Below are 25,259 nucleotides of genomic sequence, written 5' to 3'. Positions count from 1 at the left end.
TCAAACGAACAAATAGAGCAGATAGAATTTGCACTCAACCATCGTCCTAGAAAAACACTAGGTTGGTATACACCGAGTGAAGTTATGGCTGGTTTTTATACTGTTGCACTTGCCGCTTGAATCCGCCCTTTCTTCGGGTGACTAATTCTTCAGTTACAGCCTGAATGGTTTGACTATGTAAATTACATTCTTTGGATGTGCCTTTCGTATATTTGGCAATATCAAAAGCAGAGAGAAATTCACCTTTCCGCTTCAAATGCCTAAACCCTAAATCATTGACATAATTCCAGACGAAGTTCACTTCTGATGCTAGTTGGTCTAACACCTTGCAATGTTTGTCTTTTATACGTAATTTAAGGGTTTTCATGTACTTATATTAACAATCAAAACTCAAGGAAAATAGTCCTTAGTTAAATCAAACGACACTTTATGTCGTGTCGCTTATATCTCTGACCTGAAGGACAGAGTTTTACGCTCCATTTGATAAAAAAGCCATGATCAACATGGCTTTCAATGTTCCTAACGCAGGATGATAAACAGATTATAAATAATCGCCTTCACGCTCTGGCTGATACAAAATCTTCTCAATTTTGACTTTCATCATATGACCATCGGGCTGTGGCCATTCAATTTCCTGACCTTCAGCTAAACCTAAAATGGCAGTCCCGACAGGTGCAACCACATTCACCTGCCCTTTCTCACCTTTAAAGTCATGCGGATAAACCAAGGTAATTTCAGTCGGTTCTTTTGCAGGTGCAATGGTAATCAATGCGCGGGCATTCATGCTCACCACATTATTCGGTACATCTTGTGGCGCAACCACTTCAGCACGTGCCAATTCATCTTCTAGATGTTGCATCGTTGGCGTCAATTTAGGTTGATGCTCAAGCATCGTTTCCAAACGGTGCAAATCTTGTTCTGAAATAATAATCTTTGGTCTAATCATTTACTTTTATTCCTGTCATTCCGACAATACTGTCATCATCAGCTTGCCTACAATCATATTCAATACGCTTAAGTTATAACAGAAATTCAGCTTATTGAACGAAAAATCAATTTTTTACATCCATAAAAAAAGCCCCCTTGAGGGGCTTTTCTCAAGGCTGTGCTTATTTTGCGTAAACTGGGAATTTCGCGCAAACAGCTTCAACTTTTGCTTTTACAGTATTAATTACAGCTTCGTCACCTTTGCTGTCAAGAATGTCTGCAATCCAACCTGCAAGATCACGTACTTCTGCTTCACCAAAACCACGTGTAGTTACCGCTGGAGTACCGATACGGATACCAGAAGTTACAAATGGAGAACGTGGATCGTTCGGTACAGAGTTTTTGTTTACAGTAATGTGCGCAGCACCTAACCATGCATCTGCATCTTTACCTGTAATATCTTGCTTGATTAAAGAAAGCAAGAACAAGTGGTTTTTCGTACCACCAGATACTACATCATAACCACGTTCAATAAGAACTTCAGCCATCGCTTGCGCATTTTTAACAACTTGTTGTTGATACGCTTTGTATTCAGGCGCCATTGCTTCTTTAAAACAAATTGCTTTTGCTGCAACTGCGTGTACCAATGGACCACCTTGGTTACCAGGGAACACAGCAGATTGTAATTTTTTCTCGATCTCTTCGTTTGCTTTCGCAAGAATTAGACCAGAACGTGGACCACGCAATGTTTTGTGTGTAGTAGTAGTCGTTACGTCAGCAATTTGCACAGGGTTCGGATATACACCAGCAGCCACTAGACCTGCTACGTGTGCCATATCTACAAATAAATAAGCACCAACTTTGTCTGCGATGTCGCGGAAACGCTGCCAATCTACAATTTGGCTATACGCAGAGAAACCCGCAACAATCATGCGTGGTTTGTGTTCAAGCGCTAAACGCTCAACTTCTTCGTAATCAATTTCGCCAGTTTCTGGGTTTAAACCATATTGGATAGCGTTATATGTTTTACCTGAGAAGCTTACTTTTGCACCATGAGTCAAGTGACCACCATGTGCCAAGCTCATACCTAACACAGTGTCGCCTGGGTTAAGTAAAGCTAAGTAAACTGCAGAGTTTGCTTGTGAACCAGCGTGTGGTTGAACGTTAGCATAATCTGCACCAAAGAGTTCTTTAGCACGGTCAATCGCCAATTGTTCAATAATATCTACGTATTCGCAACCGCCGTAGTAGCGTTTGCCTGGGTAGCCTTCTGCATATTTATTGGTAAGTTTTGAACCTTGAGCTTCCATTACTGCAGGTGAGCAGTAGTTTTCAGAAGCAATTAACTCAATATGAGCTTCTTGGCGCGCATCTTCATTGGTGATCGCTTGAGCTAATTCTGGATCAAATTCGGCAATAGAAATATTGGCAAACATTAGCGAGGTCCTATTAATTTAGGGCTTTTAAGCCGTGCTAAGATTGGCGCGTATTGTAGCATAAAGTTTGTGAACTGAGAGAATGAACTTTGCTCAGTTTTACATAAAAATAGCTCATGTTTCAGATAAAACACGAGCTATTTTAGGTCAAATCAATCTTTATCGTAATTCAACAACTTATTGAATAGGCATTAGTGATTGAACATCTTTGACAATCTCATCCATATTATTCACATACACAGTACCATGGTTCCATTTTTGCTCTACAGGTAAATCCTGATCAGTGACGTAATGAATTTTAGTTCCCATCCCTTGAGCTGACTGAACCAAGTAATCCGTGACTTGTTTCGGTACAGTTGGGTCAGCCGTTCCTTGATAAATAAATATAGGCGTACTGATTTTCACTTTTAATGGCTGTGAATCATTGGTTAAGAAATCTTTAACTTCAGGGATGGTCGTCATGAAATTTGGTTGAGTACGTGGATAACCATCCAATGTTCCATACGTCTTTACATGCGTTAGCATTGACTGAGCCATACTCTCACCTAATGCCTCATAACAGATAGACTCTGCCTGAGCAGCAAGTTGATCTGTTGGTCACACAAATATTTCAGAATATTGCAAGGTTGGAGCAGTATTTCTTAGCCCCGCAGCAATTAGAGCAGTAAACGTATCTAGTGGCACAAGTGTCTGTGCTTTCTTTATTACATCTGGCTCTTGAGCCGCTTTTTGTTCACCACCCGCCAATACCAACGCTAAATTTGATGCAGGTGCGATAGCTATGGCACCCTTATAATTTAACTGCGCCCGCGATGCATACTGTGCTGCACCTAAAGCCGCATGTCCACCCTGTGAATGTCCAACTACACTCCATCGCGTTTCTGCAGTATTACCCAAAAGCTTGCTTGCAGCGACAACAGCATCTGTAATCGAATAAGCTGCACTTTTTAAATTCAAGAATGGATGTAATTCTTTACCACTCGGTTCGCCTAAACCTTCGTAGTCGGGTGCAACAACGGCATAACCTGCTGCCAATAGTTTAGCAATGAAGTACTCATTTCCATTTAAACCTTGACGACTTGGTGCACACGCATCTGCCACGCCTGTTGTGCCATGTGCCCAAACTACAAGTGGCCATCCGCCCGTAGGTTTAACTGTTTGAGGGGTAAAAACAAGTGCAGTTGCTTGAGTTTCCCGTCCATTTACACCTAACATTTTATATGTCATCAATGTTTTAGATGAACTCACTGCATTTAAAAGATTATTCGCATTTTCACCCTGATCCCGATAAAGCTCTGTTTTCACGACTGGGGCACTAAAATTATATTTCGGAATACCATCCTCAACAACCACAACACTCGTATCGTCATGATCATCATTACAGGCGGTTAAAAACAAACTGCTGCTGGCCAAAGCCACGCTTAACCATATTTTTTTCATTTGCTTACCCTTGTCTTCATATTCTTATTAATTGCATCCTTCGCAATCTTTATTTGTACGCTTTTTTATCGTATCAGGCAAGATTTCAACAATTAATATGCAAGTGTATTTTATTTAAAATTAAACACTTACGGTAAAAATCAGTAAATTGATCACATATACAAGTGCCTATTAAATTTCAATTCAATTTGTCATACGCAGCGGCTAATGTTAGATTGCATTTTTATTGAATGACGCAAGCGAATCAGGACATGCAGGCAATTATTCTCGACACTGAAACCCATACTTTAAATGGACAACCCATTGAGATTGCCTACGCCCCCATTCAAATTCAAGATGGCAAAATCAGTCTAGATAAAAGTCAAATTTTCGATCAGTTATATCAAGTCGATGAGCCAATTTCATTCGCAGCGATGGCGGTACATCATATTTTAGAATCAGATTTAATTGATCAACCGCATTACAGTAGTTTCGAATTACCTGCCGAAACCACCTATATTATTGGGCATAATATTGATTACGATATTCGCGCTTTAGAAAAATGTGGTGTGGATACTTCTAAAATTAAAGCCATTTGCACTTTAGCACTTGCACGTCGTGTATGGCCGAATGCTGAAGCACACAATATTTCAGCTTTAATTTATATGATTACCAAAGGCAGCGAAAAAGCGCGTGATATGATTAAAAAAGCGCATCGTGCCGATATGGATATTATTTTAACGGCCAATATTTTGATGCACGAAGTTCATCAATTACAAATTCAAAGTATTGAAGAACTCTACACTGCCTCAGAAGAAGCACGTATTCCACAAATTATCAATTTTGGTAAACATCGTGGTACGGCAATTGCTGACCTTCCTGCCGATTATGTGCAATGGTTATTAAGACAAGAAGATTTAGATCCTTACTTACGCAAGGCGCTCGAAAATACCAGTATTTTGACTTTATAAATGTTTCAAGTGAATCTTATTGCATTTACCTGTCATAAATTATTCATATTATTGTAATTTTCAAAGTCTATGCTTTGCCTTAATTTATTGGGGAAATAAATTAAGGCTCATGTTTAATTATCAAAAAACTCAACTCGGTCTAGATGCATTACAACAGCGCACACGTGATTTAAATGCACGTCAACGTCGTTTATTGGTACTGATTGGTACTGAAGATTTTGATTTACTCGGAGATCAGTTCAAGCAACGTCTTGCACCACCTGAATTGATTGAACAGCTATTAGATATGCACCTGATTGCCCCTGCTGCGCTTGAGCAAGACACTTTGCAACACCAAGAGCAAACGGCTAACATTCTGCTGCAACAAGAGCAAGAGCCATCATCTACCACTTTACACACAGAAATTCATAGCCAACTTGCAAGCAGCACCCCGCAAGCGCATGCTGAAAGTTTGGCAGAACCAATCCACACCCAACATCTTCAAGTAAATTCAGTTCCTGCATATTTAGAAGCACGTGTTGCAGCTGCCATCAATACAGAACAGCCCGCTGAACAACCTGAACCCCAAGCAGAAATACAGCCTGAAATTACCGCTTTGAGTTTTGAAGATGTAAAATTTCTCATGATGGATACTTTGCAGCGTCATTGTGGATTAATGGCAAAACAACTGATTCAGCGAATTTTACAAGCTCAGGATATTCGCAGCTTAAAACTCTGCCAAATGCAATGGATTACCTCTTTGCAAGAAACTCGTTTACCACCGAAAGCACTCAATCAGATTTTGCAGCAAATCAACCACTCTCTGCAAAAGCTTAATCCGACTTAAAGCTTAGATTTTTTTACTTAGTTTTAAGTCTTTTTAACAATTAAAACCATGCTCAGGGACATATGGATTAATTTATTTTTATTACTTTTCAACACCTTAAAAACACATATAAACCTTAGATCCATTATTCCTATAAAAGCTAAGACTTTAGCGGCATAGCCCCGACTGATAAAAATCAGCGATATAGTATTTTCTAGAATTGTTGAGGCACAGGGTTATGATGAATTATGCATTTTTTTTAGCGTTTGATGCTTATGACAATCCAATGCAACTCAGTAAAGTTGGCAATTGGGTGATTACCTTTTTAAGCCCAAAAGATCAGGAAAGCCAAATACAGTTAGCGATTACCAATGTGTTGCCGCGTCAAATTTCAGCACATTTACAACCGCGACGCATAGTGATTCAACAAAGTACAGATGCCCAGCTCTGGCAAATCTTGCAAATTGAATGTTTTGATAGTCAAACCAATCAAGAGTTGAGTTTTCAACCCGATGATGACATTGGGCAAGCGGTCATTCAAAAAATTATTCAAGAGTTTGATAAATACGATGTAAATATCCAACTTGTAGAAGATCAGACGGTTTAAAGCGATATGTTTTACACTTAATGAGCACTTTATTTACGTGTGCTTTAAAAATCCTGCGCACAAAAAAGCTCATCGAAATGAGCTTTTCTAAAAATAAAGTAGTCTCACAAATATTTACTCCAACACACGGAAAATACTATCAGACTCGCGGCTTTCAAACAAAAGTTCGATGCTTGGTAAAATCACTTCACCTTCCACAATAATGTGTTCAATTTTGTGAAATAGTGCCAAACCCGCTGCCAATGAAGTTTCTGGGATATTACGTAGCAATGCTTTTGCTTCGTAAATATGGCTAAACTGGTCTTTAACTTTAATATCGATGATTTGCGTCATTGTTGTTCCCTTTTTCTTGACGGAAATTTTTTATACCATAGCTTATAAATTTTTTAAAAAAGTGAGTTGTTAGATTGTTTGACAATGTAGTATTTTTTTAAACTAAATTTAAATTATCTAATAAATTCAAACACATATTTTTTAAAATTTTATTTACAACTTACAAAACCACAGTAAATTTGCTTGTTTTTCATTCTAGCACAGAAAAAACTCGCATTGCTGCGAGTTTTTTTATGTTGGAAGGCTAGTGCTGATTTTATTGTTTGAACAAGAGTTACAAACTCAACGAGCTGTCATTGATCCGTCCAACTGCATCGTAGCGTCTATTACATTGAATGACCTACTGTAGTTTTAATATAGTGAAACTTATTTTTTGCTGCAATAGCCCACTACATTTCAACACATTCACACAGCAAAATTTCAATTGATTTAATTTTCAGTTACGGCATAATTTTATGCGGTTAAAAGCTCCAGCTTTGCGATTAGCTTCTGCATAACTTGGCGATACTTTCAAATAATAAGAAGTCGACGATTATTCAATTAACTCAATTTCATAATCAACATCTTGCAGCATATCTTTATTGTATAGCTTTACCATTGCTGTTGCTTCAGCATAATCGTAGAACAAACCTTCTGCGACAGCTTTACTGCGAAATTCCGTGGTACCAATTTCATTATCATGCGGAACAAAATATAAGTTTTCTGGAATGAGTTTAACGATATAGCCCACGAAGCTGCCCTCAGATTTTTCAGTTTTAAAATATGTGAGTTTTATATGCTGAAAAACGTGATCAGGCTATGGCAAATAAGATCGAATGTTTATCTTAATTTTTTATATACTTTTCAACTATTTTTTATATTACAGTTCAATGCTTATATACTAATTTGGTGCGCTCAGCGCGCACCAGAAACCATCAGTAGACTATTGATAGTATTTAACTTTTTATACTTAAAGATTTTATTTACCGTATTAAATACCGTAAAAACTTTAATCAGATATATGACATCAAATGCCTTATGATTTTATTTCCCACATACATGATTTAGATCTATCTTATTATTCTGTCATATTCAACCCCTCATTTGTGATATGTTATATCATTACATTTTTAGGTTCTCTGTTTTTCATATATCATTAATTAATTAAGATTCAGGGTTCAGGGCATGTTTGAAAGTATTGATGATTTAAAGAAAAAATTAGATCAGCATCGTCCTCTTTCTCCTGCAATTGTAAAAAATTTACAAGAAGATCTTATTGTCCGTTGGACATATCACTCGAATGCAATTGAAGGCAATACACTTACATTGCTTGAAACAAAAGTTGTTTTAGAAGGTATAACCGTTGGTGGCAAAGCCTTACGCGAACACTTCGAAGCAATCAATCATAGAAATGCGATTTATTATGTTGAAGATATTATTCGAAAAGAAGAACCATTCTCTGAATGGAAGATTCGAAATATACATCAACTCATTTTAAAAAATATCGATGATGACAATGCTGGCCACTATCGCCAGCAAAACGTATTGATTTCAGGTGCTACATCTACCCAACCTGATTACACATTACTAAATGACAAGATGGCTCAATTAGTAGACTGGTATAATAGTGAAGCACATAAGCTGCATCCAATTGAGCGTGCGGCCAAAGTACATGCTGATTTTGTGGGTATTCATCCGTTCATTAATGGCAATGGACGAACATCACGTCTTTTGATGAATCTTGAATTATTAAAAGCTGGTTATCCGCCTTGTGTGATTACAGTAGAAAATCGATTGGCTTACTATGAAGCTTTGGATCAGTGGATGGCATATGGGAAGACCGAAGCTTTTATTCAGTTGGTTTCCAAAGCTGTATTAGAGGGATTTAAACCATATAAGCTTGTTTTAGGGATTTAAGATAAAAGAATAGTTTCTATGCTCTATCAAAAATAGAAATATGGACAAGCCTTTACTTTAGTTAACTCAAATTATTTTTTGATAAATCAGCAACCAAAGTGCATGCTGATTCTTTGGGTTTAAATCTATTTGGATAGATACCGTCTAAATCAGCATCGTATAAGATTTTGATATTTCTATTGAATAGAGTAACCGCCATCAATTACATACTGTGAACCTGTAATAAATTTAGCCTCATCTGAAAATAAGAAACTTACCAAAGCTGCGACCTCTTCCGCCTTACCTAAACGGCCTATAGGGTGTTTTTTTACCAATGTTTCATGATCAATATGATCAATTAACGGTGTTAGGATATATCCTGGATGGACAGAGTTGATTCGTATATTTTGATCCGCATAATCTAGTGCAACTGCTTTACTCATGCCTGTGACCGCATGTTTGCTTGTCACATACGGTGCACGATTTTTAGTTGCAATTAGTCCTAACATCGAAGACATATTCACAATTGCACCGCCATCATTTTTCAGCATCAATGGAATTTGGTAATGCATACAGTAATACAGGCTATTGACATTAATATCCATGACTCTATGCCATTCCTCAATTGCAATATCTGCAACAGGATTAGCATCAGTAGTGACACCAGCATTGTTTAAAGCTAAGTCTAAACGTCCGAAATTATGCTCGATCTCTTGTAATACATACTGAATAAAAAGATGATCTGCAACATCACCTGTATAAATTAATACTGAAGTCAACATAGATAACTCTTTTTCAAGCCTCTCTAATTGAACTACGTTTAAATCTACAAGGCACAATCGACAACCTTCATGAGCAAGACGTATAGCTACCTCACGACCAATACCTGATGCAGCGCCAGTAATCATAGCAACTTTATTCTGCTTGTTCATTGAGTCCCCCATAAGGAAATTGAATCATATATGCCTGTATACTTTCTTTGATCTGAATTGGTATCGGTTGTTTCGAAAAATTTTTCTGATCCACAATCACGATTACACTGTTTCCAACTGCAATCACTTTTTGCTGTGCCTCACTATATATTTCATAGCACATACTAAAACTTGTATTGCCAACATGCGTAACATAGGACCGTGTAACTAACTGATCAGGATATAAAACAGGTGCTTTATATTCACATTCATTTTTCAAAATGACGCTATACAAAGATTCTTTAAAAAACTGGAATTGATCCAAAAAATCAATCCGAGCATCTTCCATATAACGAAAATAATGTACATTATTTAGGTGACCAAATAAGTCCATTTCTCCCCATGAAATTGGACGAGTAACTTGAGAAAACTTCACCTGATTATTCACGATATAGGCCACCATTTACATGGATGTTTTCACCTGTAATGTAAGATGCACCTGAACTACATAAAAATTTAATGACCTGTGCAATTTCTTCTGGCTGACCCAAACGTTTTAGTGGCGTGCTGTTAATCATCGCATTACGTTTTTCATCACTCATACCTTGCATCATCGCAGTATCAATTAAACCTGGAGAAATCGTGTTAATGCGGGTTCTCGGTGCCAGTTCAATCGCCAAACTTTTCGTCAATGCAAGTACACCGCCTTTTGCTGTAGCATAAGCGGTATGTGCAATACTCCCCTGATGCCCAGCGATAGAAGACATATTAACGATGGCACTCTGCTCTGCCAAAAGTGGTAAGAAGCTTTTAATTAAATAATAGTTAGCATTTAAATTAATACTGATTTGACGATTCCATTCTTCGTAGCTTAAATCTTCAAGTTCAATATGTTGATATAGACCAGCTGCATGAATCAGAAAATCGACTGTTTTAAATCGTGCTTCTACTTCACCTTTTACTTGATCAATGGCATCTGAACATGAAAGATCACATTTAAAATATGTATATGGACTTTTTAAAGTAGATAAAAATTTTGAATCTTCCCCAACAACATCCATCAAAATGAAGTTCACATTGTGTTCGTCAAAAGCTTTTATCGTCGCTTTAGCAATTCCACCTAGTGCACCTGTCATCACTACAGTTTTTTGTGTTAATCCATTCATATTGAAGTCCTTAAAAACTGAAGGGTGCATTACACCCTTCATATATCTATCCAATTTTAGAATTTGTATGCCGTGACAAAGTTTAAACGGGATACATCAAACTCTTTACCATCAAACTGTTCACGTTTGCCTTGATGATATTCAAGACCGACGTCCACGCTTGGAACTGGTGTATAGAAAAGGTTAGCAGCTAAATCTGACACACGCTTATTGGCTGCCGTATTGTTTTTGGCATAAGCAGTTGAATCATCAAAATCTAATAAAGAAGCAACTAAGTTAGTTCGCCACTGATCTGACAGTTTGTGTGAATAACCTAAAACATAAGTATTCACTTTATTTTGATCCAAATCGTTTTGGTTTGCATTAACACTAAAGTCACCCTTGCTTGGGTAACCATTTAATATTCCTGCATTTTGTGCTGTATAAGAAACGAATTTTTCATCACCTTCAACATGATAAAAATGACCTTGAATCGAGCTCTGGTCAGTCGGTTTAAATTTTAGACCTGCACCTATACCCCACGCTAATTTATCCAGATCTTTCTCATCACCGTTCACTGTAACCGTTGCACGCTTTTCATGGACAAAACCTTGTGCCACAGCAGTCACATTACTTTGGTTAAACACATATTTTGCAGTCAAAGCAGGAAGCTCGGATGAGCGAGAATCAACATATTCCGCAGCAATTTTTAAATTATGTTGGGGTGCTAAATTAAAGTTATAACGAACTTGCGGTGTACGTGTCCATGAATACCCCATAAACAAGGTGTAATCGACACTCTCAGTATTGGTTTCAATATTTGCCATACCTGAAGACGTTTGACCTAAAAGCCAATTATTAAAATCAACATAGGCATGACGAATACGTAATTTACCATTGCCCTCAGCGCCATCCCAAAAGTCCATTTCAATTTTGGCTTTGACATCTGTATCTTTTACCACTTTAGAGATATCCATACCTAAACGTGTGGCAGTCAATGTCACAGCTGAACGGTTACCTGCTGACGATTTGTTCACATCAGGCGTTTGGTTTTGTACAAATTGATTTGAGGCTGTATCTTTAAAATCAACAGCACCATCCATACGCACAATCCCATAAAATTTAAGATTGGTATCACTCAGCGTGATTGATGGTTGCTTCGTGAATTGGGTGGCAATTTGTGTATTTTTTGCTTCGGCTGCTTTAGCATCAGCAGCTCTCAATTCTTTAAGCTGATTCAGTTCAGTCTCAAGCGCTGCAATTCGGTTTTCCATAGTGTTAGCGAAAGCACTGCTACTGGCTACACATGCAATAGATAGAACAATTGTTTTTAATTTGAATTTCATTGTGAAGTCCTTTTTTAAACGCGAGTTTCCTGATTCCACTCAAGAAGTATGAGTGGAATGGTCTAAGTCATTTAGATGTGATGTATTAAGAAAATTTCTTTTGGTCTTCGTGGTCTACTTCATGCAGTGAACGGCCACGTGTTTCTTTAAGCATAAAAATTGCAAATACAGACAGTGCAATCACTGACATAATGTAAATTGTAATCGGTGTCGTGCTGTCATAAGTTTTCCATAACATCGTTGCAATCATCGGCGCAATAGAACCTGCCAAAATTGCACTGATTTGGTAGCAAAATGAAGAACCTGAATAACGCATACGTGTCGGGAAAATTTCAGCCAGTACAGCGCCTTGACCTGCATAGCACATTGCTTGGAAATATAAACCTACGCACATAGATAACAATACAATGTAGAACTGAGCCGTATCTAAACCGACGAAATAGAATGGCAACCACACAACTAAACCAGCATAACCAATATACATAGTTAATTTACGGCCAATCTTGTCAGATAAATAACCTGAGAAAATCATCGCAAAGAACTGGAATGCATTTGCACACAATAAAAGTAATAAGATTGTAGTGTATTCAAATTTCAATTGAATAGACATATAAGCAATTGAAAATACAACAATAATATAATACGTAGAGTTTTCACCTACACGCATTAACATACCAAATAATGCTTGTTTCGGATATTGAACTAGCACTTCTTTTAGGCCAGCAGCAGCTTTTTGGTTCTCTTCTTGACGCTTAATCTGCTCTTTGAAAACATCTGACTCTTCTACATTTTTACGAATATAGTAGCCAATGAATACGATAATCGCAGACAACCAGAATGCAATACGCCAGCCCCAAGATAAGAAATCTTCTGGAACTAAAGAGAAAGAGAGTCCTAATAAAACGAGACTTGCCAAGACGTTACCCGCACATGCAGCCGCTTGAGGAAAGCTCGTCCAAAAACCACGTTGGTTTTCAGGACTATGCTCGCCCACCAACAACATTGCACCGCCCCATTCACCGCCTACAGCAAAGCCTTGGATAAAACGAAGTAATACTAAAATTGCGGGTGCTGCATAGCCAATACTTTCGTACGATGGAATACATCCCATCAAGAATGTTGCAACCCCAACCATAATTAGACTGATCTGCAAAAGCTTTTTACGGCCGTATATATCACCATAATGTCCAAAGACTAAACCACCTAATGGACGTGCAATAAAACCAACTGCATAGGTCGCGAAGGCCGCAATGATACCCATCAATAGACTACCATCCCCCATTGCAGGGAAAAATAGCTTAGAAAATACTAAAGTACTTGCAATACCATAAATAAAAAACTCATACCACTCTGCAATAGTTCCTGCCATTGCTGCGCCAACTACTTTCTTAATTGACGATTTTTCTGCGGGCACATCAACTGCCCCAACATTATTTTCTACAGCTTCCATGTGAACTTCCTTTTAATCCTTAACTTAATTAATGTTGCCTAAACATACATATTTAATTTCTAAATATTCATCCATACCGTATTTAGAGCCTTCACGGCCAATTCCTGATGATTTCACTCCTCCAAAAGGCGCAGCAGCATTAGAAATAAGACCGGTATTTACTCCCACCATGCCGTACTCTAAACCACGCGAAACACGTATAAATTGATTAATATCTTGAGTAAAAACATAAGATGCCAAACCGAACTCAGTGTCATTTGACATTGCAATTGCATCTTGTTCTTGTTCAAATTTAAAAATAGGTGCAAATGGACCAAATGTTTCTTCTTTAGCGCAAAGCATGTCTTGTGTCACATCTTTAACTAAGGTCGGAATACACCAGTTACCATCAGTATTTTCAGTCTGACCAGTAACCAAGCTTGCCCCTTTAGACAAAGCATCCTTTATATGCTCTTCAACTTTTTGAATGGCTTTACGATTAATGAGAGGCCCAATATCTGTATCAGCATCTAGACCATTCCCGACTTTCAGTGCATCTACTTTAACTTTCAGTTTGGCAACGAATTCATCATAGATGGCACTTTGTACATAAATACGGTTAGCACAAACACAGGTTTGTCCTGCATTACGGAATTTTGTATCCATTACCCCTTGTACAGCTTGGTCTAAGTTGGCGCTGTTAAAGACTAATACAGGTGCATTACCACCAAGCTCCAGTGAAAGTTTTTTCACTGTGGGTGCACTTTGCGCCATCAGTTTGGCCCCAATTTCAGTCGAACCTGTAAAACTGAGTTTTTTAACAATTGGGCTTTCAGTAAAAATCTTGCCAATCTTGGTCGATGAACCTGTAATGACATTAAATACACCAGCAGGAATGCCAGCATTTTCAGCCAGTTTTGCAATTGCCAAAGCAGTTAAAGGTGTTTCAGATGCTGGCTTAACTAAAATTGTGCAGCCTGCTGCCAATGCAGGAGCAACCTTGCGGGTGATCATTGCTGCTGGGAAATTCCAAGGCGTGATTGCGGCACAAACACCAATTGCTTCTTTAAAGACTAAAATTTCACTTGAAGGAACAGTTGGAATAATGTCGCCATAACTACGTTTAGCCTCTTCACTAAACCATTCTACATAGCTGGCAGCATAAGCGATTTCACCCTTTGCTTCTCTTAAAGGTTTGCCTTGTTCTACCGTCATAATTGCAGCAAGTTCGTCCTGATGTTGCATCAGCAAATCAAACCAGTTTCTTAGTAAACGACTACGCTCATTCGGCGCCACATTTTTCCAAGATTTTTGTGCAATTTCAGCATCCGTTAAAGCTTGCAATACAACTTCATCTGACAATACAGGGACTTCTGTAATCACAGAATTATCCAGTGGATTTTTAACTTCTAAAGTTTCTTCAGAGCTGATCCACACTCCATTGACCCAGCATTTATTTTCAAATACTGACAAACGGGTGATATCCATATAGTAAGTTTCCTAAATCAATTTTTAACTGTTACTGTTTAAATCGTGCGATTTTCTTAACGAGTGTCGATTGCTCAACCCCGAGGGCTTCAGCTGTTGCACGTGTAGAGCCATGAATATTTAAGGCATTCAGGATCAAATCACGTTCAAAAGCGAGCACTTTATCTTTCAAATTCAGTTCTGCTGTTTCAGCATTAACTTCATGCCGTAGATAATCAGGTAAGTCATGTATGGTGATTTCCGTGTGCATAGTGCTGACCATCAAACGCTCAAGCACGTTTACCAACTGACGAATATTTCCAGGCCATTTATACTGTGATAAGGACTCAATAACTTCTGGACTAAACTGCTTATCCAGAGCATATTTTTCATTAAAACTTTTCTGATATTGCTGAACCAAAGGTAAGATTTCAGAGCTGCGCGCTCTTAATGGTGGCAGTTCTAGTTCCACTACATTAATGCGGTAAAATAAGTCTTCTCGGAATTCACCGTTTGATACCATTTCTTCTAAATTGCGGTGCGTAGCAGACATAATTCGAATATCTACTTCTTTAAACTCAGTTGCACCAACTGGTAAAAAACGATTTTCCTCAATAACTTTTAACAGCTTTACTTGCATGCTTAATGGTAAGTCACCAATTTCATCGAGAAACAATGTTCCTTGATGAGCAATTTCAAGCAGCCCTTTTTTGCCTTTAGTGGCTGCACCTGTAAAAGCACCTGACACATAACCAAACAATTCAATTTCCAGGAGATTGTCTGGGATACCCGAACAGTTAAGTTCCAAAAATGCATATTCTGCACGTGGACTAATGCTGTGAATGTAACGTGCCAGCTTACTTTTACCTGTACCTGTTTCACCACGAAGTAAAACTTTGCTATTAAACTTCGCAACATTGGTCGCTAAATCGAAAAGCTTTTGTGTTTCACGGGAAATAATCAAATCATTAGAAGCACAGGAAATTTTATACTGTGACTGACTACGGAATAAATTTTCCAATTGCTCCTGTGCATGTTTGGCACGCAACAACTCGGTAATATCTCGCACACTTGTCACGACACAAATCAGCTGTTTTTTTTCATCAAATACTGGGCTACCTGTAACCAAAATCTTCTGCGTACCATTGATGGTTTGCACAAGTGTCACGACTTCCTGACGCTTTAACACCTCAAGAGATGCAGAATTCGACAGATAGCCCAGTTTGACTAAATCACCCATATAACGACCAATCAGAATATTTCTGTTCAGTCCTGTAATGCGTTGATATGCGCTATTCACAGCAATGGTGATTGCATTTGCATCAGTGATATAAATACCATCTTGAATAGCATCAATAATTGAACGGATTGGCTCTACATCAAATATAGAATGGCCATCTTGAGCTTGAAGCGTGAAATGTCCCTTACTCGTTTTCATGAAAGAAATAACTTCATCTATACTCATGTCTTCACCTACCCGATCAATATGCTTCAAAATAAATTGCTTCAATATCCGTAATGGAAAGTTGACGTGGATTATTTTTCAGTAAACGCTCTACTTTGATTGCTTCTGCTGCTAGTGCAGGAATGTCACTCTCATGAATACCAAAAGAGCGTAAACCTGCTGGGATATTGAGCTGCTCAGAAAACTTATGTAAAAACTCCACCAAGCTTTCAGCATTTTCCTGATGATTTTGCCCTTTATTCAGCTTCAAAATCGTGGCGATATGACTCAGACGTTCAGCACAGCCAATCACGTTCCATTTCAAGACATGCGGTAGCATTAAGGCATTACTGACACCATGCGGCATTTTGTATTTACCCCCTAGCGGATAAGCCAAGGCATGTACAGCTCCCACACCTGCGTTACCAAAAGCCAAACCTGCCATTAAACTTGCGGTCGCCATTTTTTCACGAGCAACAAGGTTATTGGGCAAGGCATAGGCTTGCGGTAAGTACTCCACAATAAGTTCAATGGCCTGTACAGCTAACGCATCCGTAATATCAGAGTGATTTACCGAAATATAGGCCTCAAGCGCATGCACTAAAGCATCTACACCACTGGCAGCGGTTACAGAAGCTGGACAACTCACTGACATTATTGGTGATACAATTGCAACATCAGGTAGCAGAAAATCACTGACAATACCTTGTTTCATTTGGTTTGCAGTGTCAGATAAAATCGCAATATTCGTGACTTCTGACCCTGTACCTGAAGTCGTAGGAATAACAATCAAAGGAATATCACGACCTTTGATCTTATCTGTACCAACGAATTCAAGAATGTCACCCACTTGACCCGCTAGAGCAGCGACACACTTAGCAATATCCAAGGCACTCCCACCGCCTACCGCCAATACTGCATCACATTGCTGAGCATGGTAGACATCAATACATTCTTGTACTTGCTCTAATTCAGGCTCTGGTTTAACTGCATCAAAAATTGAATATTCAACAGTGAGTAAATCTAGGACATACTGAATCGTGCCCGACTTCACTACGCCCTGATCCGTCACAATTAAAGGCTTCTGAACTTTAAATTGCTCAATCGCTTGTACTAAATATTGCAAGGCTGATTGACCAGTGATTAATTTATTTGCACTTTTAAAAGTAGAAAAACTCATTCACGTTCCTGTTTAAATTTTGCTTGCGATATATTTACCAATTTGGACTAAATATTGCTCTGCAACTGGCAACTTCCCTGCCAGTGTGAAAATCCCGTGCATCAAGCCTTTTAAGTGGTGATATTCCACATTTAGTCCACTCTGAATAGCTTTCTGTAAATACAGTAAAGCCTCATCACACAAAGGATCGTGCTCAAGCGTTAATAAGAAAATGTCGCCATTTTTAGCATCAAATGGCTGTTTCAATAGAGATATAGCATCTCGGTCTTGTCCTTCAGCAAACAATTGCGCAAAGAACCAATGCATCGTACTTTCTACAAGTGGTAGACCATCTTGATAGCGTTGATAGCTGTTTAATTCGGGGAAATGTCCAATGACTGGATACAGCAACACTTGGGCTTTTAATTCGACACCATAGTTTTGGTAAAAATTTTGACCTAAATGTGCTGCTAAATTTGCACCTGCACTGTCACCTGCAAAGACCATGCGTCTTATATCCACATTTAAATCATCCGCATGCGCCATGATGTACTGCAAAGCACGCTGACAATCTTCAAATGGTATTGGAAACTTTGCTTCCGGCGACAAGCGATAATCCACAGCAATAACTCTGACATTTGCTATTGCTGAGATTTTTCGACAGATCGAATCATGTGTATTTAAGTTACCAATAACCCAACCACCACCATGAATAAACAACACTGTTGGACGTTTCTCAGCCTGTTCTATATTCGTGTCATAAACACGTAAATTAACAGGTTGTTCAGAAACTAGAGCAAAGATGTCTTGGCTTTGAATATGCTCTAAACCCTGCATGGCAGCCAAAGCACAATTGCCTTCATAAGTTGTTCTTAAAGCTGGGATCTCGCCCATTTTCTCAAATGATTTACCACCATTGGCAATAAAGGCGTCGATTATGGGCTGAGCCTCTGGATGCAGTACCAGACTCATACTGGCTCACCGTGAGCTGTAACTACATGTACCACATAATCTTCAGCATTAAACTGCGTATAGTTACGGTAAGACTCTACATTCAGTGGCCAGTTATTAATGACTTTACCTGCGGCATTTTTATACCAGCTTGAGCAATCAGAAGCAAAAGCTGAACTCGCCATCTTCACTTGAATATCGTCATTATAGGCAGTGAAAATTGGTGCTTTAACATCTAAAGAGACTTGGTTCTGTAAGATGTATTTCGTCGCATCAACAATATACTGATGCTGAATTTCAAGCATAGTCACAATCGAGTTATGGTTTAAGTTAGTGTTTGGACCATAAACGATAAACATGTTATTGAATGCAGGAACAGTTAAACCCAAATAGGCTTCTGCTCCCTCTGCCCATACTTCTGATAACGGTGTTGATTGCTGACCAATAATATCTAAATCACCATTGAAATTTTGGCTGGCAAAACCTGTACCATAAATAATTACATCCGCCTCAATAACTTCACCAGTAGTTGTAATTACGGCATTTTCTGTAATTTCAGCCACACCATCTGTTACCAAAGATACGTTTTCACGATTTAAAGCTGGGTAATAATCATCGGTACGTAAAATACGCTTACAGCCAAATTCATAATCAGGTGTGAGTTTTTGACGAAGGTCAGGGTCATCAATATTTTTTTCTAAGAACTCGAGAGCAATACGCATGCCTTCTTTTTGTGAATCAGATCCATGCTGTGTGCGGTTAAAACCATCTTCACGCATTTGATGAATATGATTACGACTGGCAAAGAATGTTTCTGGATTTGCTTCAAACTCATCTAACTCTTCAGCGCTAAAGATTTGTTGATCACGCGGCATGATCCAGTTAGCGCTACGTTGGAACACTGTTAATTGCGCTGCTACTTTTGCAACTTCAGGAATATACTGAACAGCACTTGCAGCATTTCCGATACTAATTACTTTTTTTCCAGCCAGTTCAACAGAATAGTCCCATTCGGCTGAATGGAAAGCAGCACCTTTAAAGCATTCTGCTCCTTTAAATTTAGGTATAACTGCTTTATTCAATTGACCCCAAGCAGGTACAAAGACTTTGGCTTTCACAGGTGCTGAGTTTTTAATTTCTAAATCCCAAAGCTGTTCTGCATCATTCCATACCGCCTTTGTAATTTCAGAATCGTACTGAATATGAGAATCAAGCTCAAAATGCTGTGCTAGTCGTTGTAAATAATTCAGTAACTCTTGTTGTCCTGCATACATGCGGCTAACACGAAGGTTAGGAAAATAATCAAAGCAATAAATATGTGACTGTGTATCACAAGCTGCGCCAGGATAAATATTGTCGCGCCAAACACCACCTAAAGCCGATGCTTTCTCAAAAATTCGAAAGTTTGTTATGTTATTTCTTTTCAATTGGGCTGCCATTCCCAGACCACCATAACCTGAACCCAAAATTGCTACATCAATAACTTTACTGTTCACTTGTTAATCCTTTACCAAATTTCCAAAAATAATGAAAAAAATCATCACACCAAATAAGTTACAATAATCATGCCAATATAAAGAAAATAAGCATCCATTTGTTTTTTAATATATTTTAAAAAAACAACTTTAGATAAACGATGAATACTTTCTCATTATTTAGTTTTTTCGATGAAAAAATTACTCTAACATTTAATATTCAATAATTATTATTTTTTTACACGAAATATTTTGTGAATTTTTTCTTAGACTTTGGTCGAAAGTGAAATTTATAGGTATATTTAATTTGAAGAATAGTCAAAGTGTCTTAGCTATAATTTTCAATAAAGTGAAGTGATTGCACCTAAAATAAAGGCTTTTGAGCAAATAAATATTTATATTCTAATTTTTGATGAATTTATTCTTATTAATAAAGTTTTATGTTTTTTGGAGATGGTGACAAAACAACTCATATTGAAAATTTAATTTAAACATGAAGTTAAAACAATATTACCCACTATCTATTACCCATATTTACCCATCAACCTCAGAAAGAGAATAGGCTGTGCATGAAGCACAGCCTGTAACCATCTATAAGAATTATAGACCTTTATAGAATTCCTTAATTTTTTGTGCCATGAGCTTACGACGCTCATTCAAAAATTCAGTATATTGATCAGCATCTAACTGGTTTAAATTACTTGGTATGCAATGAGTCTGTAAATTCAGGTCTAAACCTTCAATACTTTTCAGAGAAGTTATTTCATTCTTATCCAACTTAATATCATTTTGGATTTTTTCCATATACACTTTTGGAGAAGCGTTTCCTAGTTTAATATTGATTGCTTGCTCTGTATAAACATAATTAGCTACTTGATTATATTCACTTTTCTTAAACCCATTTTTAGCTAAATAGTCTTTTGGAAAAACGTGATGTACATCCCCTCTTTGCTCTATTAAGCTTCGTACAGTTAAACTACCAGACAGGAAGGATTGCTCATTTGATTTGCATTGTGCTGCTAGATAACACAAGTATGCATTATTAACAGTACTTGAAGAATCCAGCTCATTTACCAAACGGTAATTCCAGAACCCATCATCTAAATCTGCTTGCTCGATTTGAGCTAAGTATCCTTCAATACCTTTTTCTAAGATTTGTTTACTATCACGCTCAATCGCTGATTCTGAAGATCCAGAATAACGCCCTGTCAGTAATGAAACCACATACCAGCGTTTTACAAGATTTTGAATTTGTGGCTCAGGCATTTTTGATGCTCTAAGCTGCAAATAAAGCGCATAAGCAAAATTCAAGCTAGTCTTTGAGCTAATAAGTTTTTTGTCAATAAATCCCGCTGATTGGATGATCGTTAGAAAACGTTGGTAATTTGTCTGGTTGAAGAAGTCTTCTAAACCTTGACGTAACTTGTGATAACTTTCTTCAGCAATACTTTGTATATTACGTCTATTTTCAAAATCGCGGCCAGAAAGTAACGCCACAAGATCACTAAATTTTCCACGATTAAATTGGCACGTGTATGCCACACGTAAAACATCTATATAGTTAGGTTGATACAAATCATCTTTGATATCAGCTATCCAACTAATTTTTTTATAGTCCTCCGTATCTGCAAAATTTTTATCATTTTGTTTAATGATTTTATTAAAACTACCATCTTTCAAAAGATGGCAAAAGTAATCAATCATTTTACGTAATCGATTTCCACCAAATTGCTCATCTGATGCAATCTTTGACATAACAAAGTCTGCATTACTGAGTACTACACCCTTTTGATTGATTCGTATAAAAATTTCAGTAACCGTGTCGATATCCAGAGATGAATCTAGTTCAATGATACCAATCTGACGATTTTTGATTGCTTTTAACTGCTCAAGCTTATCTTCAATGAAATCTTCATTTGCATCTGGATTCAATCCCATATATGCACGTCTAGCCTGAGATATTGAAATATCCCCATTTAAAATTGGGGCGATATTATTGACCCAGATTGGATTACGCTCGATAGCTGTGTTACATACTTCAAATAAGGGCTCATCATCTTTAGCAGTTGGGTTATACGCTATTCGAATATTAGTTTCTTTATAGTCCTTATCTAACACCAACTGCCCAACAACAGCAGCAGTCAATGCAGTAATACGTTGCTGTCCATCAATAAGTACCTTTTTTCCTGCGGATAAGGTTCCATCTTTAAGACGAATATCCGGGTTACGCCATGTGATGATATAGCCGACAGGATAACCTTTATATAGCGAATCCATTAGATCCCGCACTTTACTACTCGACCAAACGAAAGGTCGCTGGATTTCAGGAATTGCGATTTCACCTGATTTTATCCAAGAGAGTAATGTATCAATTGGATGCTGATGTACTGAATATTTCGCCATTAAGACGCCCCTCAAAATAACTAAAACATACAAAATAAAAGGTCATTGGGTACTGATACCCAATGACCAAATTTAGAAAATCAAACTTCTTCCATATCAATCAAGTTTTCTAAGGTCTGGCTAAACGTATCTTGGAATGCAGAATCCTTACGGTAAAGATTATATAAATCCACCATATTTTTACGCTGTACCACCATAATTTCATCGAGCATCTTTTTAAACACGAGTGCTCTGTTTTGTGGATCTTGGGTCTGCTTATACTTTTTCATGAAGTTTTGATGTTGCTGAATACGCTTCACCAAATCAATGATAATTACCCGTTGATCTTGTGGTGTTGCGCTCCAATCTTGAAACCATTTTTCATTAAACTTAGAAATAATAACATCTAAGGTTTCATCATCATTTTCTTCGCTTGGATTACGAGGATTGGCGTTTGTTGGCGCTACAACTGTTTCCTCTGCATCTAGAGTAATGGCTTTATTGATATGCTCACGCTTTAAAGCATAAGTGCTTAAATCAACTGATTCCAACAGATCATCAATACCATTTAAGCGCCCATCTTGTACATTCAATTTTGGAATAAGGAACTTTAAGAACCAATACAGTTGTTCCCATTCCTTTTTATTGAACTGCATGATCGAAGAGACTTGGGCATAAATTTTAACAAACTGTTTTGCCTTCACCTTAAAATCGACACGTTGCTCATGTTCCCATGATCCTTTTCTATCTACATCAAAACGGGCTGCCACTGTATCAATGATAGGGCTTAGGTCACTGCCAGAAGCATTACTAAAGAACAGTTCATTAAACTTCACCACCTCATGCAGTTCATAAATGCCTGTGTCATCTAAGGCCGTTTTAATATCATTCAGTACATTGACATTTGTTGCTTCGGACAATGAAGTCGAGGTATAGAAATCATCAAATGCTTTTTTAATATCATCAATGTCATTGTAGAAGTCTAAGATAAACAAGTCTTCTGTGCGTTTATTATATTTTGGCGCAGCACGGTTTAAACGTGACAATGCCTGCACACATAGTACGCCTGTCAATTTTTTATCGATATACATCGTGGTCAGTTTTGGTTGGTCAAAACCTGTCAGGTATTTGTTTGCCACCACCAAAATTCGGTTTTCATCTAAATCAAACTTTTCTTTGGTTTTGGTATCATTAAAGCCATTCAGCGATTCTTCAGTATAGGTTTTACCATCAACCTCTTTCTCACCTGAGAACGCAATCATGATGTTAAATGGGTTATTTTTTTGCTCTAACAATTTTTTAAGTGACAAGTAATAACGGATCGCAGCTTCAATGCTTTGTGTCACTACCATGCCCTTTGCCACACCTTTGAGTTTTTTCTTATTGACCACATTGTCAATAAAGTGCTCAAGCATAATGCTGGCTTTGGCATCAATGGATTGTTGTGATGCTTCCACATACGCTCTTAATATACGTTGTGCTTTTTTCGATTCAAACATCGGATTACCTTCAATCGACTTTTGAATCTCATAAAAGCTCTTATAGGTCGTATAGTTTGCCAACACATCTAAAATAAAGCCTTCTTCAATGGCTTGTTTCATACTGTATAGATGGAATGGTACATATTTGCCTGTCGCAACATCTAGTTGACCAAACTTTTCTAAAGTGGTGTTTTTAGGTGTTGCAGTAAAAGCAAAGTACGATACATTTTCACGCTTTTTACGTGTGGTCATCATTGCCACAAGCATGTCCTGAACATCATCAGCAGTTTTTAACGCTTCATTGCCCATCGCTCGGTTCATGCTGTTATGTGCTTCGCCTGACTGTGAACTATGTGCTTCATCAATAATGATGGCAAAGTTTTTATCACTTAAATCAGTCACGCTATCCCAAATGATGCGGAACTTTTGAATGGTGGTGATAATAATCTTTTTACCTGTTTCTAAAGCACTTTTTAGCTCTGCACTACTCAGCGCCGGGGCAATAATGTTTTTGATTTCTGAGAAATCTTTAATATTATCCCGCAGTTGTTTATCCAAAATTTTACGGTCTGTCACCACAATTACCGAATCAAACAACGGTTGATGTAACGCTCGTTTGCCTGCTGCAAGTGCATTATTTGGATAGGCTTCAATGAGCTGAAAAGCTGCCCACGTAATTGAGTTTGATTTTCCCGAACCTGCGGAGTGTTGAATCAAATACGGCTTGCCTACGCCATGCTGTGACACATCACGAATGATTTTACGCACCACATCAAGCTGATGATAACGTGGGAAAAATAAGGTGCGTTTGCTGAGTTGATCTGAATCTTTACCGTCTAAACGGACAAAGTGTTGAACAATATTGACCAAGCTTTCTTTGGCAAAGATTTCTTCCCACAGGTATGCTGTTTTATAACCGTTTGGATTAACAGGATTACCTTGTCCACCTGAAGCTGTACCTTTGTTAAATGGCAAGAAGTAAGTCTTTTTCCCTTCAAGTTTAGTGGTCATATAGACTTCATCGGTATCGACAGCAAAATGTACCAAGCAACGTGCAGGTGTCAGTAATGGCTGTGTTGGATCACGATCTTCACGATATTGTTTTTGACCGTGATAACGTGCTGTTTGATTCGTCCATGCGTTTTTAAGTTCCATCGTCACTAATGGCAAGCCATTGAGGAAGATGACCATATCAATTTCTTCACGACGGTTTTTGAGTGAATACTGTACTTGTCGTGTCACGCTAAAGATATTAGACGCAAAATTTTGTTTAACCGATTGGCTACTGCTTGCCAATGGGCATGGATACATAAAATGAAAATGTTGCTCATCGAGTGCCATGCCTTTTTTAAGCATATAGGCAATGCCATGTTTTTTAATCAGCTTGTCAAAACGCCCTAGAATTTTTTGTTTCCAGTCGTTTTTGTTATAGGCTTTGTAGGCATCTAAGCTATCTTTTTGAGTGCTTTCTAAAAATTGAAAAAATAGTTTTTCATCAATGGCATAGTCTGCATTAAAGTCGGACACTTGCCCGATGACATAGCCCAAACCCGTATGGGTTTGAGCGATGCCTTGAGCAAGGTCTTCTTTACAGATACCGACCAATGCACGTTCGATATTTTTTTCTAAAGCCAATTCGTTTAAATTTTTGTTCACAGTTACCCCTCTTACATGCATTGGTAATTCATTTTTTTTA

General features: G+C 37.9%; 20 protein-coding genes and 3 pseudogenes. 5 read left to right on the top strand and 18 right to left on the bottom strand.

What is annotated here, in order from left to right; genetic code table 11:
• A pseudogene (locus FTU98_RS07480) lies at nucleotides 1–120 on the top strand (IS30 family transposase); the annotation flags it as partial.
• A 7-nt stretch (nucleotides 121–127) separates the two neighbouring features.
• On the opposite strand, the pseudogene FTU98_RS13960 reads toward FTU98_RS07480, so the two are convergent.
• From FTU98_RS13960 to FTU98_RS07460, 4 genes and pseudogenes are all read right to left on the bottom strand, one after another.
• Nucleotides 128–367: pseudogene (locus tag FTU98_RS13960) on the bottom strand (RNA-guided endonuclease TnpB family protein); the annotation flags it as partial.
• A gap of 174 nt (nucleotides 368–541) precedes the next feature.
• Nucleotides 542–946: a nucleoside diphosphate kinase regulator gene (gene rnk, locus FTU98_RS07470; protein WP_004972920.1), complete on the bottom strand. Its 405-nt coding sequence runs from the start codon at nucleotides 944–946 to the stop codon at nucleotides 542–544.
• A 163-nt stretch (nucleotides 947–1,109) separates the two neighbouring features.
• Nucleotides 1,110–2,363: a serine hydroxymethyltransferase gene (gene glyA, locus FTU98_RS07465; protein WP_019836649.1), complete on the bottom strand. Its 1,254-nt coding sequence runs from the start codon at nucleotides 2,361–2,363 to the stop codon at nucleotides 1,110–1,112.
• 177 nt (nucleotides 2,364–2,540) lie between these two features.
• Nucleotides 2,541–3,803 (bottom strand): annotated as a pseudogene (locus FTU98_RS07460) (alpha/beta fold hydrolase).
• A 251-nt stretch (nucleotides 3,804–4,054) separates the two neighbouring features.
• Between FTU98_RS07460 and FTU98_RS07455 the strand changes: the two are divergent.
• The 3 genes from FTU98_RS07455 (at nucleotide 4,055) to FTU98_RS07445 (ending at nucleotide 6,165) form a co-directional block, all read left to right on the top strand.
• Complete coding sequence (locus FTU98_RS07455) at nucleotides 4,055–4,753, top strand: exonuclease domain-containing protein (protein ID WP_026438378.1); 699 nt, start codon at nucleotides 4,055–4,057, stop codon at nucleotides 4,751–4,753.
• Nucleotides 4,754–4,862: 109 nt separating this feature from the next.
• Nucleotides 4,863–5,579 carry a hypothetical protein gene (locus tag FTU98_RS07450; protein ID WP_179988940.1) on the top strand — a complete coding sequence of 239 codons (717 nt, stop codon included), beginning with the start codon at nucleotides 4,863–4,865 and terminating at the stop codon, nucleotides 5,577–5,579.
• Between the two features lie 217 nt (nucleotides 5,580–5,796).
• Nucleotides 5,797–6,165 (top strand): hypothetical protein, encoded by a 369-nt coding sequence (locus FTU98_RS07445; RefSeq protein WP_004972910.1) that lies wholly within the window; start codon nucleotides 5,797–5,799, stop codon nucleotides 6,163–6,165.
• Nucleotides 6,166–6,279: 114 nt separating this feature from the next.
• On the opposite strand, the gene FTU98_RS07440 is transcribed toward FTU98_RS07445, so the two are convergent.
• Together FTU98_RS07440 and FTU98_RS07435 are read right to left on the bottom strand one after the other, a co-directional pair.
• Nucleotides 6,280–6,498, bottom strand: coding sequence for a hypothetical protein (locus FTU98_RS07440; RefSeq protein WP_004972907.1), 219 nt, complete (start codon nucleotides 6,496–6,498; stop codon nucleotides 6,280–6,282).
• 532 nt (nucleotides 6,499–7,030) lie between these two features.
• Complete coding sequence (locus FTU98_RS07435; RefSeq protein WP_004972905.1) at nucleotides 7,031–7,228, bottom strand: hypothetical protein; 198 nt, start codon at nucleotides 7,226–7,228, stop codon at nucleotides 7,031–7,033.
• A gap of 434 nt (nucleotides 7,229–7,662) precedes the next feature.
• On the opposite strand from FTU98_RS07435, the gene FTU98_RS07430 reads away from it, so the two are divergent.
• Nucleotides 7,663–8,394: a Fic family protein gene (locus FTU98_RS07430; protein WP_154320580.1), complete on the top strand. Its 732-nt coding sequence runs from the start codon at nucleotides 7,663–7,665 to the stop codon at nucleotides 8,392–8,394.
• 176 nt (nucleotides 8,395–8,570) lie between these two features.
• On the opposite strand, the gene FTU98_RS07425 is transcribed toward FTU98_RS07430, so the two are convergent.
• From FTU98_RS07425 to FTU98_RS07370, 12 genes are all read right to left on the bottom strand, one after another.
• A complete protein-coding gene (locus FTU98_RS07425; protein WP_100357471.1) occupies nucleotides 8,571–9,305 on the bottom strand; it encodes an SDR family NAD(P)-dependent oxidoreductase in 735 nt (244 codons plus the stop codon).
• Complete coding sequence (locus tag FTU98_RS07420; protein ID WP_157799945.1) at nucleotides 9,289–9,732, bottom strand: thioesterase family protein; 444 nt, start codon at nucleotides 9,730–9,732, stop codon at nucleotides 9,289–9,291. The genes FTU98_RS07425 and FTU98_RS07420 overlap by 17 nt, the downstream gene beginning before the upstream one ends.
• Nucleotides 9,725–10,450 carry an SDR family NAD(P)-dependent oxidoreductase gene (locus FTU98_RS07415; RefSeq protein WP_180050883.1) on the bottom strand — a complete coding sequence of 242 codons (726 nt, stop codon included), beginning with the start codon at nucleotides 10,448–10,450 and terminating at the stop codon, nucleotides 9,725–9,727. The genes FTU98_RS07420 and FTU98_RS07415 overlap by 8 nt, the downstream gene beginning before the upstream one ends.
• Nucleotides 10,451–10,506: 56 nt before the next feature.
• Nucleotides 10,507–11,775: a DcaP family trimeric outer membrane transporter gene (locus tag FTU98_RS07410; RefSeq protein WP_104473350.1), complete on the bottom strand. Its 1,269-nt coding sequence runs from the start codon at nucleotides 11,773–11,775 to the stop codon at nucleotides 10,507–10,509.
• An 85-nt stretch (nucleotides 11,776–11,860) separates the two neighbouring features.
• On the bottom strand, nucleotides 11,861–13,225 hold the full coding sequence (locus FTU98_RS07405) for an MFS transporter (RefSeq protein WP_100357467.1): 1,365 nt from the start codon (nucleotides 13,223–13,225) through the stop codon (nucleotides 11,861–11,863).
• Nucleotides 13,226–13,249: 24 nt separating this feature from the next.
• On the bottom strand, nucleotides 13,250–14,692 hold the full coding sequence (locus FTU98_RS07400) for an NAD-dependent succinate-semialdehyde dehydrogenase (RefSeq protein WP_104473351.1): 1,443 nt from the start codon (nucleotides 14,690–14,692) through the stop codon (nucleotides 13,250–13,252).
• Between the two features lie 31 nt (nucleotides 14,693–14,723).
• A complete protein-coding gene (locus tag FTU98_RS07395; RefSeq protein ID WP_228274519.1) occupies nucleotides 14,724–16,109 on the bottom strand; it encodes a sigma-54-dependent Fis family transcriptional regulator in 1,386 nt (461 codons plus the stop codon).
• A gap of 43 nt (nucleotides 16,110–16,152) precedes the next feature.
• Complete coding sequence (locus tag FTU98_RS07390; protein ID WP_154320578.1) at nucleotides 16,153–17,295, bottom strand: iron-containing alcohol dehydrogenase family protein; 1,143 nt, start codon at nucleotides 17,293–17,295, stop codon at nucleotides 16,153–16,155.
• Between the two features lie 12 nt (nucleotides 17,296–17,307).
• Entirely contained in the window at nucleotides 17,308–18,246 is a 939-nt protein-coding gene (locus tag FTU98_RS07385; protein ID WP_104473353.1) for an alpha/beta hydrolase, read from the bottom strand.
• Nucleotides 18,243–19,721, bottom strand: a complete 1,479-nt coding sequence (locus FTU98_RS07380) for an NAD(P)/FAD-dependent oxidoreductase (RefSeq protein WP_179990655.1) — start codon at nucleotides 19,719–19,721, stop codon at nucleotides 18,243–18,245. Before FTU98_RS07380 ends, FTU98_RS07385 begins: the two co-directional genes overlap by 4 nt.
• Nucleotides 19,722–20,300: 579 nt before the next feature.
• Nucleotides 20,301–22,103, bottom strand: a complete 1,803-nt coding sequence (locus tag FTU98_RS07375) for a DUF262 domain-containing protein (protein ID WP_016659432.1) — start codon at nucleotides 22,101–22,103, stop codon at nucleotides 20,301–20,303.
• 80 nt (nucleotides 22,104–22,183) lie between these two features.
• Entirely contained in the window at nucleotides 22,184–25,219 is a 3,036-nt protein-coding gene (locus FTU98_RS07370; protein ID WP_373885883.1) for a type I restriction endonuclease subunit R, read from the bottom strand.
• Nucleotides 25,220–25,259 lie beyond the last annotated feature (40 nt).

This window comes from Acinetobacter sp. YH12211 (assembly GCF_013418015.1).
Taxonomy (GTDB): domain Bacteria; phylum Pseudomonadota; class Gammaproteobacteria; order Pseudomonadales; family Moraxellaceae; genus Acinetobacter; species Acinetobacter towneri.
This window is presented reverse-complemented; position numbering and strand designations above follow the sequence as displayed.

Coding starts and splice junctions, on each gene's coding strand:
- rnk (WP_004972920.1), bottom strand. CDS start 946: ATGATTAGACCAAAGATTATTATTTCAGAACAAGATTTGCACCGTTTG.
- glyA (WP_019836649.1), bottom strand. CDS start 2,363: ATGTTTGCCAATATTTCTATTGCCGAATTTGATCCAGAATTAGCTCAA.
- FTU98_RS07455 (WP_026438378.1), top strand. CDS start 4,055: ATGCAGGCAATTATTCTCGACACTGAAACCCATACTTTAAATGGACAA.
- FTU98_RS07450 (WP_179988940.1), top strand. CDS start 4,863: ATGTTTAATTATCAAAAAACTCAACTCGGTCTAGATGCATTACAACAG.
- FTU98_RS07445 (WP_004972910.1), top strand. CDS start 5,797: ATGATGAATTATGCATTTTTTTTAGCGTTTGATGCTTATGACAATCCA.
- FTU98_RS07440 (WP_004972907.1), bottom strand. CDS start 6,498: ATGACGCAAATCATCGATATTAAAGTTAAAGACCAGTTTAGCCATATT.
- FTU98_RS07430 (WP_154320580.1), top strand. CDS start 7,663: ATGTTTGAAAGTATTGATGATTTAAAGAAAAAATTAGATCAGCATCGT.
- FTU98_RS07425 (WP_100357471.1), bottom strand. CDS start 9,305: ATGAACAAGCAGAATAAAGTTGCTATGATTACTGGCGCTGCATCAGGT.
- FTU98_RS07415 (WP_180050883.1), bottom strand. CDS start 10,450: ATGAATGGATTAACACAAAAAACTGTAGTGATGACAGGTGCACTAGGT.
- FTU98_RS07410 (WP_104473350.1), bottom strand. CDS start 11,775: ATGAAATTCAAATTAAAAACAATTGTTCTATCTATTGCATGTGTAGCC.
- FTU98_RS07405 (WP_100357467.1), bottom strand. CDS start 13,225: ATGGAAGCTGTAGAAAATAATGTTGGGGCAGTTGATGTGCCCGCAGAA.
- FTU98_RS07400 (WP_104473351.1), bottom strand. CDS start 14,692: ATGGATATCACCCGTTTGTCAGTATTTGAAAATAAATGCTGGGTCAAT.
- FTU98_RS07395 (WP_228274519.1), bottom strand. CDS start 16,109: ATGAAAACGAGTAAGGGACATTTCACGCTTCAAGCTCAAGATGGCCAT.
- FTU98_RS07390 (WP_154320578.1), bottom strand. CDS start 17,295: ATGAGTTTTTCTACTTTTAAAAGTGCAAATAAATTAATCACTGGTCAA.
- FTU98_RS07385 (WP_104473353.1), bottom strand. CDS start 18,246: ATGAGTCTGGTACTGCATCCAGAGGCTCAGCCCATAATCGACGCCTTT.
- FTU98_RS07375 (WP_016659432.1), bottom strand. CDS start 22,103: ATGGCGAAATATTCAGTACATCAGCATCCAATTGATACATTACTCTCT.